Annotated in this window: 11 protein-coding genes and 3 pseudogenes; 8 read left to right on the top strand and 6 right to left on the bottom strand. The window is 74.8% G+C overall.

Translation table 11 applies throughout. The features are described from left to right. The first annotated feature begins 99 nt into the window (after positions 1-99). On the top strand, positions 100-723 hold the full coding sequence (locus BS75_RS03935) for a TetR/AcrR family transcriptional regulator (RefSeq protein WP_042438098.1): 624 nt from the start codon (positions 100-102) through the stop codon (positions 721-723). Here the strand turns inward: BS75_RS03935 and BS75_RS03930 are convergent. After that, positions 699-1,634 carry an SDR family oxidoreductase gene (locus BS75_RS03930; RefSeq protein ID WP_034087197.1) on the bottom strand — a complete coding sequence of 312 codons (936 nt, stop codon included), beginning with the start codon at positions 1,632-1,634 and terminating at the stop codon, positions 699-701. The two genes, BS75_RS03935 and BS75_RS03930, sit on opposite strands and share 25 nt — an antisense overlap. 96 nt (positions 1,635-1,730) lie before the next feature. Here BS75_RS03930 and BS75_RS03925 point away from each other — a divergent pair, with 96 nt between their 5' ends. The 3 genes from BS75_RS03925 (at position 1,731) to BS75_RS03915 (ending at position 3,411) form a co-directional block, all read left to right on the top strand. Next, entirely contained in the window at positions 1,731-2,297 is a 567-nt protein-coding gene (locus BS75_RS03925; RefSeq protein ID WP_034087196.1) for a TetR/AcrR family transcriptional regulator, read from the top strand. Positions 2,298-2,377: 80 nt separating this feature from the next. Next, positions 2,378-2,881 carry a peptide-methionine (S)-S-oxide reductase MsrA gene (gene msrA / locus BS75_RS03920; RefSeq protein ID WP_034087195.1) on the top strand — a complete coding sequence of 168 codons (504 nt, stop codon included), beginning with the start codon at positions 2,378-2,380 and terminating at the stop codon, positions 2,879-2,881. Positions 2,882-3,018: 137 nt separating this feature from the next. Continuing rightward, positions 3,019-3,411, top strand: coding sequence for a YciI family protein (locus BS75_RS03915; RefSeq protein ID WP_169790786.1), 393 nt, complete (start codon positions 3,019-3,021; stop codon positions 3,409-3,411). 49 nt (positions 3,412-3,460) lie between these two features. On the opposite strand, the gene BS75_RS03910 is transcribed toward BS75_RS03915, so the two are convergent. The 3 genes from BS75_RS03910 to BS75_RS52100 all read right to left on the bottom strand — a co-directional run bounded on the left by BS75_RS03910 (position 3,461) and on the right by BS75_RS52100 (position 5,338). Then, positions 3,461-3,808, bottom strand: coding sequence for an iron chaperone (locus BS75_RS03910; protein ID WP_034087193.1), 348 nt, complete (start codon positions 3,806-3,808; stop codon positions 3,461-3,463). 68 nt (positions 3,809-3,876) lie between these two features. Beyond that, the gene (locus BS75_RS03905; protein ID WP_034087192.1) at positions 3,877-5,013 is read right to left on the bottom strand and encodes an LLM class flavin-dependent oxidoreductase; all 1,137 of its coding nucleotides are present in this window, start codon (positions 5,011-5,013) and stop codon (positions 3,877-3,879) included. A gap of 73 nt (positions 5,014-5,086) precedes the next feature. After that, the gene (locus BS75_RS52100) at positions 5,087-5,338 is read right to left on the bottom strand and encodes a putative leader peptide (RefSeq protein ID WP_369405866.1); all 252 of its coding nucleotides are present in this window, start codon (positions 5,336-5,338) and stop codon (positions 5,087-5,089) included. Between BS75_RS52100 and BS75_RS03900 the strand changes: the two genes are divergently transcribed. After that, positions 5,273-5,830, top strand: a complete 558-nt coding sequence (locus BS75_RS03900) for an AAA family ATPase (protein ID WP_034087191.1) — start codon at positions 5,273-5,275, stop codon at positions 5,828-5,830. The genes BS75_RS52100 and BS75_RS03900 overlap by 66 nt on opposite strands. Before the next feature lie 22 nt (positions 5,831-5,852). Here BS75_RS03900 and BS75_RS03895 read toward each other — a convergent pair whose 3' ends face one another. Next, on the bottom strand, positions 5,853-6,380 hold the full coding sequence (locus tag BS75_RS03895) for an RNA polymerase sigma factor (protein ID WP_152645887.1): 528 nt from the start codon (positions 6,378-6,380) through the stop codon (positions 5,853-5,855). A 50-nt stretch (positions 6,381-6,430) separates the two neighbouring features. Continuing rightward, the gene (locus BS75_RS03890; protein ID WP_034087189.1) at positions 6,431-7,735 is read right to left on the bottom strand and encodes a phthiocerol/phthiodiolone dimycocerosyl transferase family protein; all 1,305 of its coding nucleotides are present in this window, start codon (positions 7,733-7,735) and stop codon (positions 6,431-6,433) included. 763 nt (positions 7,736-8,498) lie between these two features. Here BS75_RS03890 and BS75_RS52095 point away from each other — a divergent pair. The 3 pseudogenes from BS75_RS52095 to BS75_RS52085 all read left to right on the top strand — a co-directional run. After that, positions 8,499-9,791 (top strand): annotated as a pseudogene (locus BS75_RS52095) (condensation domain-containing protein); the annotation flags it as partial. After that, positions 9,701-10,018, top strand: a pseudogene (locus tag BS75_RS52090) (hypothetical protein); the annotation flags it as partial. The pseudogenes BS75_RS52095 and BS75_RS52090, both read left to right, overlap by 91 nt. Beyond that, a pseudogene (locus BS75_RS52085) lies at positions 9,924-14,888 on the top strand (amino acid adenylation domain-containing protein); the annotation flags it as partial. The pseudogenes BS75_RS52090 and BS75_RS52085, both read left to right, overlap by 95 nt. Between the last annotated feature and the right edge of the window lie 358 nt (positions 14,889-15,246).

Below are 15,246 nucleotides of genomic sequence, written 5' to 3'. Positions count from 1 at the left end.
CCGCGCCGAAGGCCCCGACCGACCCGGTCGGGGCCTTCGGCGCGGATCGCGCGGAGCAGTGCGTTGACCCCTCCACCCACCAGTGAATACGGTCGTTGAATGGACGCTCGGGAACGTCTCATCGAGAGCACCCGCACCCTCCTCTGGGAACGCGGGTACGACGGCACCAGCCCCCGGGAGATCCAGGCGCGGGCCGGGGCCGGCCAGGGCAGCATGTACCACCACTTCCAGGGCAAGTCCGACCTGGCCCTGGCGGCCATCCGCCGCACCGCGGAGGAGCTGCGCGCCGAGGTCGACCGGCAGCTCGGTGCGCCCGGCAGCGCCCGCAGCCGGATAGCCGGCTACCTGCGGCGCGGGCAGGACGTGCTCAGGGGCTGCCCCATCGGCGGGCTGGCCCAGGACCCGGAGATCGTGGCCGCGCCGGAGCTGCAGCACCCGCTGGAGGAGACCCTCGACTGGCTCCAGCAGCGGCTGGCCGAGGTGATAGCCGCTGGCCAGCGGCAGGGCGAGCTGAGTGCCGCGCTCGACCCGCTCGCCACGGCCGCGGCGATCGCGGCCGTCGCCCAGGGCGGCTACGTCCTGGCCCGGGCCGCCAACGACCCGGGCCGGTTCGACCGGGCCGTCGACGGCATCCTGGCGCTGCTGGGCCCGCCCGAGGAGCCCGGTGCCGTTCCCGGCAGCCGGGATCCGGCGGAGGGTCAGGCCGAACCGGCGCGGAAGTAGTGGCCCTGCTCCAGGTCCTCGACCAGGCCGGGGCCGGTCGGCTTCCACCCCGTCAGCTCGCGGGTCAGCGCGCTCGACGCCGGACTGTCGGCCCCGATGAAGGCGCCGAGCCAGCCGAAGTGCGCGGCCGCCTCCGCCGGGGGGACGGAGACCGCGGGCAGCCCGAGCCGCCGCCCGATCGCCTCGGCCACCTCGCGGATCGGGACGCCCTCCTCCGCCACCGCGTGCAGGGTGGAGCCGGCCGGGGACTGCTCCACGGCCATCCGGACCAGCTGCGCGGCGTCCGAGCGGTGGACGGCCGGCCAGCGGTTGGCGCCGTCGCCGACGTAGCCGGAGACGCCCTTCTCCCGGGCGACGGTGATCAGGGCCGCCAGGAACCCGTGGTCGCCGTCGCCGTGGACCGTCGGTGCGAACCGCAGCACCGACGAGCGGACGCCCCGGTCGGCCAGGGCCAGGGTGGCGAGGGCGTTGCGGCGGCGCTGCTCGGGTCCGCCGGTCAGCGCCGTCACTGACGGTTCGTCGGCCAGCCCGTCCGCCTCGGTCGCGAGCCGGCCCGGGGACAGGCCGATCACCCCGGACGCGATGGTGAACGGCCGGTCGCTCCCGGCCAGGGCCTCGCCGAAGGTCTCGATGGCGAGCCGGTCCGCCTCGGCGGCGGCCTCGAAGCCCCCGCTGAAGGCGAGGTCGTGCTTGAACGCCAGGTGGATCACGCCGTCCGAGTCCGCGGCCGCGCTCCGCAGGACGTCCAGGTCGTCGATGGTGCCGCGGCGGACCTCGGCACCGGCCGCGAGCAGCGCGGCGGTGGAGGCGTCGGAGCGGGCGAGTCCGACCACCCGGTGGCCCGCCTCGACGAGCTCCGGAACCACGGCTGAGCCGATCCAGCCGGACGCGCCGGTGATGAAGAAACGCATGGGAGTCCTCCAGAATGATCGACCACTGGTGATGTCAGTGTCTGCCATCAAACGTAGCACCCGATGTCAGTAACTGTCATCGCGTAGAATCCGACCATGAGTCGATGGGAGCCCAACGCGCGCGGCCGGCTGGAGCAGGCGGCACTGGAGCTGTACATCGAGCGCGGGTACGAACAGACCACGGTCGCGGAGATCGCCAGGCGGGCCGGGCTCACCGAGCGCACCTTCTTCCGCCACTTCGCCGACAAGCGCGAGGTCCTCTTCCACGGCGCGCGCCAACTCCAGGAACTCCTCGTCGGCAGCGTCCTGGACGCGCCCGTCGGCACCGCGCCGATCGAGGCGGTGGCCGCGGCCCTCGACAGCGCCGGAGCCTCCTTCCAGGAGCGCGAGGAGGGCGTCCGCCGACGGCAGACCGTGATCTCGGCCAACGCGGAGCTGCAGGAGCGCGAGCTGATCAAGCTGGCCGCGCTCTCGGCCGCCCTGGCCGGGGCGCTGCGCGAGCGCGGCGTCGCCGAGCCGGCGGCCGGCCTCGCGGCCGAGGCCGGGACAGCCGTCTTCCGGATCTCCTTCGCCCGCTGGATCGCCGGGCCCGAGGGGGGCGAGTTGCGGCTGCTGATCCGCGAGTCCTTCGAGCAGCTCCGGGCCGTGACCTCGGCCGGCTGACCGGCGACGGCAGGCCGCCGGAGGGCGGACAATGGTTCGGGTTGTCCGGACGGACGAAGACCGATGAAGGAGAAGCGACGATGAGTGGACAGAGCGAGAAGGCGGTTCTCGCGGGCGGCTGCTTCTGGGGCATGCAGGACCTGGTCCGCAAGCTGCCCGGGGTCACCCGCACCCGGGTCGGGTACAGCGGCGGCGACACCCCGAACGCCACCTACCGCAACCACGGTTCGCACGCCGAGGCGATCGAGATCGAGTTCGACCCCGCCCGCACCGGCTACCGCGACCTGCTGGAGTTCTTCTTCCAGATCCACGACCCGACGACGGTGGACCGGCAGGGCAACGACATCGGCGCGAGCTACCGGTCGGCGATCTACTACGCCGACGAGGCGCAGCGGCAGACGGCGCTGGACACCATCGCCGACGTGGACGCCAGCGGACTGTGGCCGGGCAAGGTGGTCACCGAGGTCGAGCCGCTGGGCGACTTCTGGCAGGCGGAGCCCGAGCACCAGGACTACCTGGAGCGCTACCCGGCGGGGTACACCTGCCACTTCCCGCGGCCGGGCTGGAAGCTGCCGCGCCGGTAGCGGTCGGCGGCGGTAGCGGTCGGCGGCGGTCACGGGCGCGTCGGCACGGCGATGTCGAAATCGCGGTTCATGCTTCGTCCAGGGTGAGAGCGGCCGGTGAGGCCGCCGCAACGAGGAGGAGCCCGGCCGTGAAGTACATGCTGCTGATGCAGTTCAGTGAGAAGACCGCCGACTTCCCGGGGATCGACACCTGGACGGCCGACGAGGTGAAGGCGCACATCGCCTTCATGGTGGAGACCAACCAGCAGCTCGCCGCGAGCGGCGAGCTGGTCGACGCCCAGGGGCTGGCCATGCCGGGGACCGCGCGGATCGTGCGCTCCCGGGCCGGCGGCGACCCCGTGGTCACCGAGGGCCCGTTCCCGGAGACCAAGGAGTTCCTGGCCGGCTTCTGGATCCTGGAGTGCGAGAGCCCGGAACGGGCCGTGGAGCTCGCGGCCCGGGTCTCGGCCGCGCCCGGCCCCGGCGGGGCGCCGCTGAACATGCCGATCGAGGTGCGGCAGATCATGTCCGGGCCGCCGCAGGAGAACTGAGCGCGCCCCGGCCCCCGGACCACCCCGGCGGAGCTGCCTGTCGGACGCGTCAGCCGTCGAAGTCGAAGACGGCCTGGAACAGCGTCCGGAACTCCTGGTCCGGGATCTCCGCCGCGTCCTCCGGCCGCAGCCGGACGGTGCCCCGACCGGACGTCAGCCCGGGGTGGCGGGCGGTGAATCCGGCGTCGCCGCTCCGGCTCCAGCCGTAGACCGACACCCCGTGCTGCCAGACGCCGAGGAGGAGCCGCCGCCGGCCGACCCGGTAGCAGGGCATCCCGTACGACAGCAGCAGTTCGGCGTCCGGGCGCACCCGGAGCACCAGCCCGTGCAGCCGGTCGAACAGCGGCCGGAACTCCGGGGCGATGGCGTCGATGTACTCCCGCACGGCTCGGTCCATGCCTCGATGGTGGCCGCCCGGGCGGTCGCCCGCCCGCCCACCGGGTCGAACGGCGGACCCGCCGCCGGTCAGCGGGCGGCGCCGAGGGCCGGGACGGCGGCGGGGGCGGCGGGGTGGGTCCAGAGTCCGGCCGCGGCCAGGCGGGGGAGGACGCCCTCGCCGAACCAGTAGGCCTCCTCCAGATGGGGGTAGCCGGAGAGGATGAACTCGTCGATGCCCAGCCGGTGGTACTCGGCGATGCGCTCCGCCACCTCGGTATGGCTGCCGACCAGCGCGGTGCCCGCGCCGCCCCGGACCAGGCCGATGCCCGCCCACAGGTTGGGGTGGATCTCCAGCCCGTCCCGGCCGCCGCCGTGCAGGGCCAGCATCCGGCGCTGGCCCTCGGACTCGCTCAGCGCCAGCCCCTGCTGCACCGAGCGGACCACCTCCGGGTCGAAGCCGTCGAGCAGCCGCCGGGCCTCGGCCCACGCCTGGTCGGCGGAGTCCCGGGTGATGACGTGCAGCCGGATGCCGAAGCGCAGGGTGCGGCCCTCGGCGGCGGCGAGGCCGCGGATCCAGGCGATCTTCCCGGCCACCTGGGCGGGCGGCTCGCCCCAGGTCAGGTAGACGTCCGCCCGGCGGGCCGCGACCGATCCGGCGGCGGGGGAGGAGCCGCCGAAGTAGATCTCCGGCGCGGTCTCCGGCGGCCGGGTCAGCCGGGCCTCCTCGACCCGCAACTGGGCGCCGGCCAGGTCGGCCGTCCCGCCCGCCAGCAGTTCCCGGACGATCTGCAGGAACTCGTCGGTGCGCGCGTAGCGCGCGTCCTTGTCCAGGAAGTCGCCGTAGGCCCGCTGCTCGCGGCTCTCGCCGCCGGTGACCACGTTCAGCAGCAGCCGTCCACCGGTCTGCCGCTGGAAGGTCGCGCTCATCTGTGCGGCCAGGGTGGGCGAGACGAACCCCGGACGGAAGGCGACCAGGAACTTCAGCCGCTCGGTGTGCTGGCTGACCATCGCGGTGGTCAGCCAGGCGTCCTCGCACCAGGCCCCGGTGGGGGTGAGCGCGCCGGCGAAGCCCAGGTCCTCGGCAGCGCGGGCGATCTGGGTCAGGTAGCCGACGGTCGGCGGCCGGTCGCCGCCGGCGGCGGTGACCGGCGTGCCGTGGCCGCCGCCGACCACGTGGCGGCTGTCGCCGTTGGTGGGCAGGAACCAGTGGAAGGTGATCGTCACGGGGCAACTCCAGGAGCGGCCGGGACCGCTGGGGAAGGGAGGAACGCGTCGGCGCGCGGAGGGGAGGGTCTGCTCAGACGTCGCGGCGACAGAAGGCGCTGGCGACGCGGGCGAGGTCGATGTGGCGGCGCTTGGTCGGCCGGTGCACGTCGGGCTCCTCTCGCGTTCTCCGCAGGGCCCCGCAGGGGCGTTGCTCCGCCCAGCCTAGGGGGCGGGAACCGCTGCGGTCGAGGGCGGGGCGGAGTGACAGGATGTGACGGTGAATCAACCGACCCTCGTCGTGGTCAGCGGTCCGTCGGGTTCCGGCAAGACCACGCTCGCCCATGAACTCGCCCGTTCCCTCGGCTGCCCCGCGATCTGCCGGGACGAGATCAAGGAGGGCATGGCCCACGCGACCCCCGGCTACCGGTCGAGCCCGGGCGACGCGCTCGCGCTGCGGACCCTGGCGGCCTTCTTCGACGTGCTCGGACTCCTGCTCGGGGCAGGGGTGACGGTGGTCGCGGAGGCGGCGTTCCAGGACCGGCTCTGGCGGCCCGGCCTCGAACGGCTGGCCGGGACCGCCGCGATCCGGATCGTCCACTGCACCGTGGACGCCGATGTCGCCCGGGCCAGGATCGCGCGTCGGCTGGAGGAGAACCCGCTGCGGTCGGCGCACGACGACCGCGAACTGCTGCGCTCCCTCGCCGAGGGAGCCGCCGGGGCCGGCCCCCTGGACGACTTCGTGCCGGTCTCGCTGGAGGCGCCGAAGCTGCGGGTGGACACCAGCCACGGCTACGCCCCGGCCATCCCCGACATCCTGGCCTTCATCGAGCGCTGAGGGCCGACCGACCCGGGGCGGGTCAGGCGACCGGGGGTATCCAGGCCGCCTGGAAACTGCGGCGGGCACGGAACAGCCGGGAGCGGACGGTGCCGATCGGCAGCCCCAGGATGCCGGCCATCTCCTCCTCGTTCATCCCGTAGAACCCGCGCAGCACCAGCACCTGGCGGTGCTCGTCGGTCAGCCGGCTCAGGGCGTCCGCGATGTGCACGCTGTCCAGCGGATTGCCCTCGGCCGCGCGGTCGGTCAGGTCGTCGGCGGGCTCCTGCCCGAGGCGCTTGGAGGTGCGGACGGCCTCGCGGACGGTCACCGCGCGGACCCAGCCGTAGAAGGCCGTCGGCTCCCGCAGTCCCCGGATCCCGCGGAAGATGGCGAGCATCGCCTCCTGCGCGGCGTCCGAGCTGTGCCGTTGGGCGATCGGCACGCACAGCCGGCCGACGAACGGGGCGATGTGGAGCAGGATGTCGTTCATGGCCTGGCGGTCCCCGGCCTGTGCCCGGGGCAGCAGCGCGGTGGCGAGGAGGGCCTGCGGGTCGTGCGTCGTGGACATCGTGGACATGGGGAGGGCTCCTGGGCTCTGCCTGCTGGTGAGGGCGGCCGTCACGCGGCGGAATCGGCGGGGTCGACCGGGTGGGCGAAGCCGTCCAGCACCCGTCGGATGTCCGCGACCACCGCGGCTGTCTGCTGGTCCGTGAAGCACTCCCGGCTGTAGGGGAGTTCGATGTCGAGACAGCCGTCGACGGTGACCACGCAGACCATCAGCGGACCCCGGCCCGCCTCGGGGTGGTAGTTCTCCCGGGCCGGCACCAGCCGCACGTCGGTGACCTCCACCCCGTAGGGGCTCCTCGGCCCGGACAGCGCGCCCATGTTGGTCACGATGACGCTCGCGGCCAGCAGCGCCGGGTGCTCCGCCAGCCGGGGCATGATCCGCAGCTCGCGCAGGAAGTCGCCGCGGTCGATCGAGGCGTGCAGGTGGTCGTTGACCTGCCGGGCCAGCTCGCCCGGGTCGGTCTCCGCGGAGACCTCCAGGGTGTCCAGGTAGGAGGCGACGGCGGCCACCATCACCTCCGGCGACAGCGCCGGGACCAGGAACGGGCGCAGGTCGACCGGCGAGAGGCAGCCGAGGGTCAGCGGCCCCGGCCCCAGCGCCCGCTGGACGGCGAGCAGCGCGGCGGCGGCCACCAGCCCGTGGACGGACACCCCGACGGCCCTCGCGGCCCGGCGCAGCCGGGTGGTGGACTCGGCGGTCAGCAGCAGTCGCCGGAACGCCAACCGGGCGGCCCCCGGGGCCGGTTCGGTGCCCTTGGCGGCGTACGGCAGGAAGGCCGCCCGGTGTCGGCCGGCCCGTTCGATCCGCTGCGCCAGGTAGGCCTCCAACTCCTGCTCGGAGACGGCCGGCAGCAGTTCGGTGACCGGGGAGGGCCCGTCCCCGTCGGGCACCCGCTCCGGCAGCGGACGGCCCTCGGCCAGCTCCGCGTAGCTCTGCCACAGCGAGTTGAGCAGCGCGAGCGCGCTGAGCCCGTCGGTGACCGTGTGGTCCACGCTGAGGACCAGGGTGTACTCGCCCGCAACGCCCTGGAGCACTGCCCGGACCAGCGGACCGCCGACCGGCAAGGGGGTGTTGAACTCCGCGGCCAGCAGGTCGGGACCCTCCCGCCGCACCACCAGCTCCGGCAACTCGGCTGCCGTGAGCGGCTCCAGGACGAAGGCTCCGGCCGCTGCGCCGGCCTCGGACCCGACCGCTCCGGCGATCCGGCAGCGCAGCGCGGGGTGCCGGGCGAGCTGGGCGGCGAAGGCCGCGCCTAGCAGCTCCTCGTCGAGGTTGCCCCGGACCGAACAGGAGAGCACGGCGCGGCTGCGCTGCGCGACGTAGATCGTCTCCGTGGGGCAGAGCGGGCGATGCATGCGTGAGCCTTCCAACTCATGACCCGGGCGGCGGGCCTGGAGGAACGGTGGGCCGGGAATGGTGCGTCGGGCCCGGAAGAAATGCGCCGACCTGAAACGGTCTTCCGTACACGGATGCCGGGCGCGGTCGACGTCAGGAAATCTCCTGGTGACCGGCGCTCCGATACCGGATGAATGGTCGCGGAAACTCCTCGAAAAATCGCGGCCGCGCTCATTGAACCGTCAGGGAGGCGCCCTGTGCAAGGGCGCACGGGAGGCGCAGGGCGGTCGCGGGCGCGGTGGCGGCGCCGGGATTTCCCCGGTATCGGCTGGTGGCGGCCGATCCCGAGTGAATATGCCGCCAGCACATGGGGCGGGTGGGGTGGTCGAACGGGTCGAACTGTGGCCGGTAACCGTCGCCGATGGCCGGGAGGCACCTCTCGCCGCCCGAGCGGTGCCCGGCCGGCGGCGGAGCCTGCCTGGCGGGAGTACGGGTACCGGGACCAGGAATCCCTTGACGCTGAGCGGATTCTTCGTGCAAGGTGATGATTCCGGGGCGCGACCGCCCGGTTACAGAGCGCCCGGGAGTCCGTGAGCGCCGTGCACGGCGGCAAGCTGCCGCGATGCCCCTCGATGGGCATCCACCGTGCCGGGCCCGCAGTCGGACGTCCCGGTCCCACGGCTGCCGCTGCGTGCGGTCGGCGCCGCTTCCTCGCCGTGCGGAATTCGCGTACGCGCGACTTCTTCGCACGCGTGCAATGAATCTCCAGACGCCTACTGAGGGTTGGTTCATTTGTCTGTCCACGAGGGCGCCCAGTTCCCGCTGTCGGGGGCCCAGGAGGGCCTCTGGTTCGCCCAGCGGATCGACCCGGAGAATCCCGCCTACAACACGGCCGAGTATGTGGAGATCCACGGGGCCCTCGATCCTGAACTGTTCGGGTCCGCACTCCGGCAGACCGTCGGCGAGGCGCAGACCTTCGCCCAGCGGTTCACCGACACCCCGGCCGGACCACGCGTGCGGCTGGACCCCGATGCCGGGCGGCCGCTGCAGACCGTCGACGTCAGCGCCGCCGCGGACCCGCACGCCGAGGTCCGGGCCTGGATCGCCGCGGACCTGGCGACCGCGGCGGAGCTCGACGCCGGACCGCTGTACACCCAGGCGCTGTTCCGGGCGGCGCCCGGGCGCTGGTTCTGGTACCTCCGCGCCCACCACATCCTGCTCGACGGCTACAGCTACAAGCTGGTGGCCCGGCGGGTCGCCGAGGTCTACACCGCCCTCGCCGCCGGGCAGCCGGTCCCGCCCTCGCGCTTCCACCCGGTGGACCGGCTCCGGCAGGAGGAGGACGACTACCGCCGCTCCGCCCGCCACCGGCGCGACCGGGCCTACTGGGCCGGGCGCTTCGCCGACGTGCCCGAGGTCGTCGGCCTCACCGCCGTGACCGGCCTCGGCGAGGCCACCGCGCCGCCCGCACCGGCCTTCCGCCGCCGCACCGTGCTGCTCGGCGCCGCCGAGGCCGAGCGGCTGGCGACCGCCGCCGCCCGGCTCGGCGGCACCCGCAACGAACTGCTGCTGGCCGCCGTCGCGACCTACCTCCACCGCGCCACCGGCGCGCCCGACGTGGTCCTCGGGGTGCCCACCATGAGCCGGCTCGGCTCCTCCGCGCTGCGCACCCCGGGCACCACCTCCAACGTCCTCCCGCTGCGGCTCGCCCTCGCCCCGGAGACCACGGTCGGCGCGCTGCTCGCCGCCACCGCCGCCGGGCTGCGGGAACTGAGCCGGCACCAGCAGTACCGGGTCGAGGACCTGCGCCGGGAGCTGCGGCTGCTCGGCGGCGACCGCCGGCTCTACGGTCCGGTGGTCAACCTGGTGCCCTTCGACTTCGAGCCCGTCTTCGGCGGACACCCCAGCACCTTCCACCACCTCACCGGCGGCGCGGTCGAGGACCTGCAGATCAACGTCCGCCCCGGCGCGGGCGGCGAGGGGCTCTGGCTCGCCTTCGACGCCAACCCGGCGCTCTACAGCGAGGACGAACTCGCGGCCCACCAGCAGCGGTTGCTGCGGCTCCTGGACCAACTCGCCGACGCCCCGGTCGAGCTGCCGATCGGCGGCATCCCGGTGCTGCTGCCCGGCGAGGACCCGCACTACACCGGCGCCGGACCGAGCACCACCGCCCCGGACGCCGTGCTCAGCACCCGCTTCGAGGCCAGGGCCGCGCAGCACCCGGAGGCCGTCGCGGTCACCCACGGGCCCGGCGCCCCGGCCGCCGGCGAGCTGACCTATGGCGAGCTGACCTACGGCGAGCTGACCTACGGCGAGCTGACCTACGGCGAGCTCAACGCCCGCGCCAACCGGCTGGCCCGGCTGCTGGCGGCGCGCGGCGCCGGACCGGGCCGGCTGGTCGGCCTGTCGCTGCCGCGCGGCGCGGAACTGGTCGTCGCGCTGCTCGCGGTGCTCAAGTCCGGGGCCGGCTACGTGCCGCTGGACCCGGCCTACCCCGCCGAGCGCACCCGGCTGGTCGTCCGGGACGCCGACCCCGCGCTGCTGGTCACCGACGCCGCGACCAGCGCGCTGTTACCGCCGACCGGCACCGCCACCGTCGTCCTCGGCACCGCCGAGGTCGAGCTGGAGCTGGCCGGGCAGGCGCCCGCGGACCTGACCGACGCCGACCGCCGCGCCCCGCTCACCCCCGGGGACACCGCCTATGTGATCCACACCTCCGGCTCCACCGGGCGGCCGAAGGGCGTGGTGGTTCCGCACGCCAATGTGGTCCGGCTGTTCGAGACCGCCTCGGCGCACTTCGACTTCGGCGCCGACGACGTGTGGACCCTCTTCCACTCCTACTCCTTCGACTTCTCGGTCTGGGAGATCTGGGGCGCGCTGCTGCACGGCGGACGCCTGGTCGTCGTGCCGTACGCCACCAGCCGCTCGCCGCAGGAGTTCCTGGAGCTGCTGCGCCGCGAGGCGGTCACCGTGCTCAACCAGACGCCCTCGGCCTTCCAGCAACTGCTGGCGGCAGAAGCGGCGGAGGCGGTGGACGGGACCGGTCCGGTGCGCGACCTGGCGCTGCGGTACGTGGTCCTCGGCGGCGAGGCGCTGGACCCGGTCCGGCTCCGGCCCTGGGTCGAACGGCACGGGGACCGCTCCCCGGCGCTGGTCAACATGTACGGCATCACCGAGACCACGGTCCATGTCACCCACCAGCTCCTGGACCGGGAGCTGGTCGAGGCCGCCGGGGCGCGCAGCCCGATCGGCGCCGCCCTGCCCGACCTCCGGGTCTACGTCCTCGACCGCGCCCGGCAGCCGGTCCCGCCCGGCTGGGCCGGCGAGATGTACGTGGCCGGCCCCGGACTGGCCCGGGGCTACCTCAACGACCCGCAGCTCACCGCCGAGCGCTTCGTCGGCAACCCCTTCGGCGTGCCCGGCGAGCGGATGTACCGCACCGGCGACCTCGCCCGGCGGACCGCCGACGGCGCCCTGGAGTACCTCGGGCGGGCCGACCAGCAGCTGAAGATCCGGGGCTTCCGGATCGAACCCGGCGAGGTCGAGGCCGCCCTCGCCACCCACCCCCAGGTCGCCCGGGCCGCCGTGGTCGCCCGCCGTCCCGAGGGCGCCGAGGAGCCGATCCTGGTCGGCTACGCCGTGCCGCACCCCGGCGAGCTGCCCGAGCCGTCCCAACTCCGCGAGTACCTCCGTGCGTTGCTGCCCGAGCAGCTGGTGCCCGGCGCCTGCGTGGTGGTCGACGCGCTGCCGCTGACCGCCAGCGGCAAGCTGGACACCCGGGCGCTGCCCGCCCCCGACTTCGCCGCCGCGGCCGGCGGACGCCGGGCGGCCACCGCCACCGAGGCCCGGGTCTGCGCGCTGTTCGAGGAACTGCTGCTGCTCCCGGTCGGCACCGTCGGCACCGACGCCGGCTTCTTCGACCTCGGCGGCCACTCACTGGTCGCCACCCGGCTGCTGGCCCGGCTGCGCACGGTCACCGGCGTCGCCGTGCCGATGGCCGAGCTCTTCACCCGCCCCACCCCGGGCGCCCTGGCCCAGTACCTGGACCGGCACCTCGACCCTTCGGGCGCGGCCGCCGCCCTGCCGCCGCTGGCCCCGGCCGCGCGGCCCGAGCCGCTGCCGCTCTCCTCCGCCCAGCAGAGCATGTGGTTCCTCAACCGGCTCGGCGGCGCCGACGCGACCTACAGCATCCCGCTGGTCGTCCCGCTGCCCCACCCGGTCGACGCCGACGCGCTCGGCGCCGCCCTGGCCGACGTCGTGGCCCGGCACGAGAGCCTGCGCACCCTGCTGCCGGAGACCGACGGCGTGCCCCGGCAGGAGATCACCGCGCCGGACCGGCTGCCGCCGCTGCTGCGCACCGTGGACTGCCCCGCCGACGAGGTCGCCGCCCAGGTCGCCGCCGCCCGCCGGCAGCGCTTCGACCTGACCCGGGACCTGCCGCTGCGGGCCTTCCTGTTCGGCCCCGACACCCCCGCCCGGACCCTGGTACTGGTGCTGCACCACAGCGCCGCCGACGGCTGGTCGCTGCGCCCGCTGGCGGAGGACCTCTCCGCCGCCTACGCCGCGCGCCGGGCCGGCCACGCTCCCGCGCTCCCCGCGCTGCCGGTCCAGTACGCCGACCACACCCTGTGGCAGCGCGCCCTGCTCGCCCCGGAGAGGCTGACGGAAGGCCCGATGGGGCGTCAGCTCGACTTCTGGAAGCGGGCGTTGCGCGACCTCCCGGTCGAGTCCGGACTGCCGGTGGACCGCCCCAGGCCGCAGGCGCCGGGCGGACAGGGGGCCCACCTGGTCCTCGACGTCGGCCCCGGGCTGCACCGGGCGCTGCTGGACCTGGCCGGGCAGTCGTCGGCCAGCCTGTTCATGGTCCTGCACAGTGCCCTCGCCGCGCTGCTCACCCGCTGGGGGGCCGGGACCGACGTGGCCGTCGGCACCCCGGTGGCGGGCCGGACCGACCCGGCCGCCGACGAGCTGATCGGACTGCTGGCCAACTCCCTGGTGCTGCGCACCGACACCTCCGGCGACCCGGACTTCCGCACCCTGCTGGACCGGGTCCGGGCCTTCGACCTGGCCGCCTACGACCACCAGGACCTGCCCTTCGACCGGCTGGTGGAGGAGCTCAACCCGCCCCGGACCCCGGCCCGGCACCCGCTCTTCCAGACCATGCTCGCGCTGCAGAACAACAGCGCGGCGCTGCTGCGGCTGGGGGCGGACGAGGTCCCGCTCCGGCCCAGCGCCACCGGCACCGCCAAGTTCGACCTCTTCCTCGACGTGACCGAGCGCCACCGCCCCGACGGGGCGCCGGACGGGCTCTCCTGCCATGTGGAGTACAGCACCGACCTGTTCGACCGCAGCACGGTGGAGCGGCTGGCCGGGGCCCTCCACGCGCTGCTGGTGGCCGTGGCCGCCGACCCGGAGCAGCCGCTCAGCGCCCTGCCCCTGCCGCCGAACACGCGCGCGAGCAACGCCGGTTCGCCGGCCTCCTTCGACCCCGGGCCGCTGGAGCGCGAGCTGCTGGGGCGCTCCGGGATCCGCGACGTCCAGGTACTGGCGCCGACCGGTCCGGACGGACGGCCCCTCGTCCTCGCCGTCCCCACCCGGGCCAACGCCGTCGAGCAGGCCGCCCGAGAACTGCGGCGCAGCGTCGCCGACGGCGGGCCGGCGGACGGGGGAGCGGGGCCGAGGGTGGTCGCGGTGACCGCGCTGCCGAGAAATCCCGACGGCAGCCCCGACGGCGTCCTGCTCGCCGCCCTCCCGCGGATCGACGCCGAGAGCGCCGAGCAGTGGCAGCGCGCCCTCGCCGGGCTGCCCGGCGTCCGCGCGGCCACGGTGGCGCTGGAGGAGACGGCCGAACCGCTGGGCCGGCGCACCCTGCCGCCGCCGTCCGCGCGCCGCGCCCGGCCGGTCGACGGTGCTGCCGAGGCAGACGGCCCTGCCGAGGCCGCTGCCGCCGCCGACGGCGCAGCGCCCGGCAACGGCCCGGCCGGTGTCCCGGCGCTGAGCGTGGGACCGCCGCTGCCGGAGCCCTCCGTCACCGGCTGGGCCGAGGCGCTGCGCCGGGCCGCGCGGGGCGGGGCGCACGCCGAGGTCGTCCACGTCCGGGCCGACGGCAGCGAGACCGCGCGCAGCTACGCCTCGCTGCTGGAGGAGGCCGGGCACACCCTCGGCGGCCTCCGGGCCCTCGGGCTGCGCCCGGGCGACCAGGTGATCCTCCAGTGCGCGGACACCGAGGACTTCCTGGCCACCCTCTGGGGCTGCCTGCTCGGCGGCTTCGTCGCGGTGCCGCTGACCGTTCCGGTCTCCTACGACGCGCCCTCGGCGCCGCTGGCCAAGCTGGAGGGGGTGTGGCAGATGCTGGACCGCCCCTGGATCGTCACCTCGGGCCCCGGCGAGCCGGACCTGCGCGCGCTGGCCGCCCGGCGCGGCTGGCCCGACCTGCGGCTGACCACGGCCGACGCCCTGCGCGCCGGGCCCGCCGACGACGACTGGCACCCGGCGGACCCGGACGACACCGCGCTGATGCTGCTCACCTCCGGCAGCACCGGCCTGCCGAAGGCGGTCCGGCTCAGCCACCGGAACATCCTCACCCGGGCCGCCGCCACCGCCGCCGTCAACGACCTCAGCGAGCACGACGTCTCGGTCAACTGGATCCCGCTCGACCATGTCACCGGCGTGGTGATGTTCCACCTGCGCGACGTCTACCTGGGCTGCCGACAGGTCCACGCGCCGACCGGCTGGGTCCTGGAGGACCCGCTGCGCTGGCTCGACCTCGCCGACCGGCACCGGGCCAGCGTGACCTGGGCGCCGAACTTCGCCTTCGGCCTGGTCGCCGAGCAGGCGCAGCGGATGCCCGGCCGCAGCTGGGACCTGTCGCCGGTACGGCTGGTGATGAACGCCGGCGAGGTGGTGGTGGCGGCGACCAACCGGCGGTTCCTGGAGCTGCTGCGGCCGTTCGGACTGCCGCAGGACGTGATCCACCCCGGCTGGGGCATGTCGGAGACCTCGTCGGTGGTCACCGACACCGTGCTGGCCGCCGCCGAGCAGCCGGGCGAGCAGCACTTCGTCAGCTGCGGGCTGCCCTACCCCGGCTTCGCCATGCGGATCGTGGACGACGGCGACCAATTGGTGGCCGAGGGCGCCGCCGGCCGACTGCAGGTGCGTGGCACCAGCGTGACGGCCGGGTACCACGACAACCCGGTCGCCAACGCCGAGTCCTTCACCGCCGACGGCTGGTTCGAGACCGGCGACCTGGCCTTCCTGCGCGCGGGCGAGCTCTACATCACCGGCCGCGCCAAGGACGTCATCATCGTCAACGGGGTCAACCACTACAGCCACGAGATCGAGTCCTGCGTCGAGGAACTGCCGTTCGTGGTGCGGAGCTTCACCGCCGCCTGCGCGGTCCGCAGCGACCCGGCGGCGGGCACCGACGAGCTGGCGCTGTTCGTCCACCTCGAACCGGGACCGGACCCGGCCGAGGCGCTGCGGGCGATCCGGGGCAAGGTCACCCGGGAGATCGGGGTCAGCCCCAGCCACC

Source organism: Streptacidiphilus albus JL83, assembly GCF_000744705.1.
GTDB lineage: Bacteria > Actinomycetota > Actinomycetes > Streptomycetales > Streptomycetaceae > Streptacidiphilus > Streptacidiphilus albus.
Note: the sequence above shows the minus strand (reverse complement) of the source record. Positions and strands in the feature narration are given on the sequence as shown.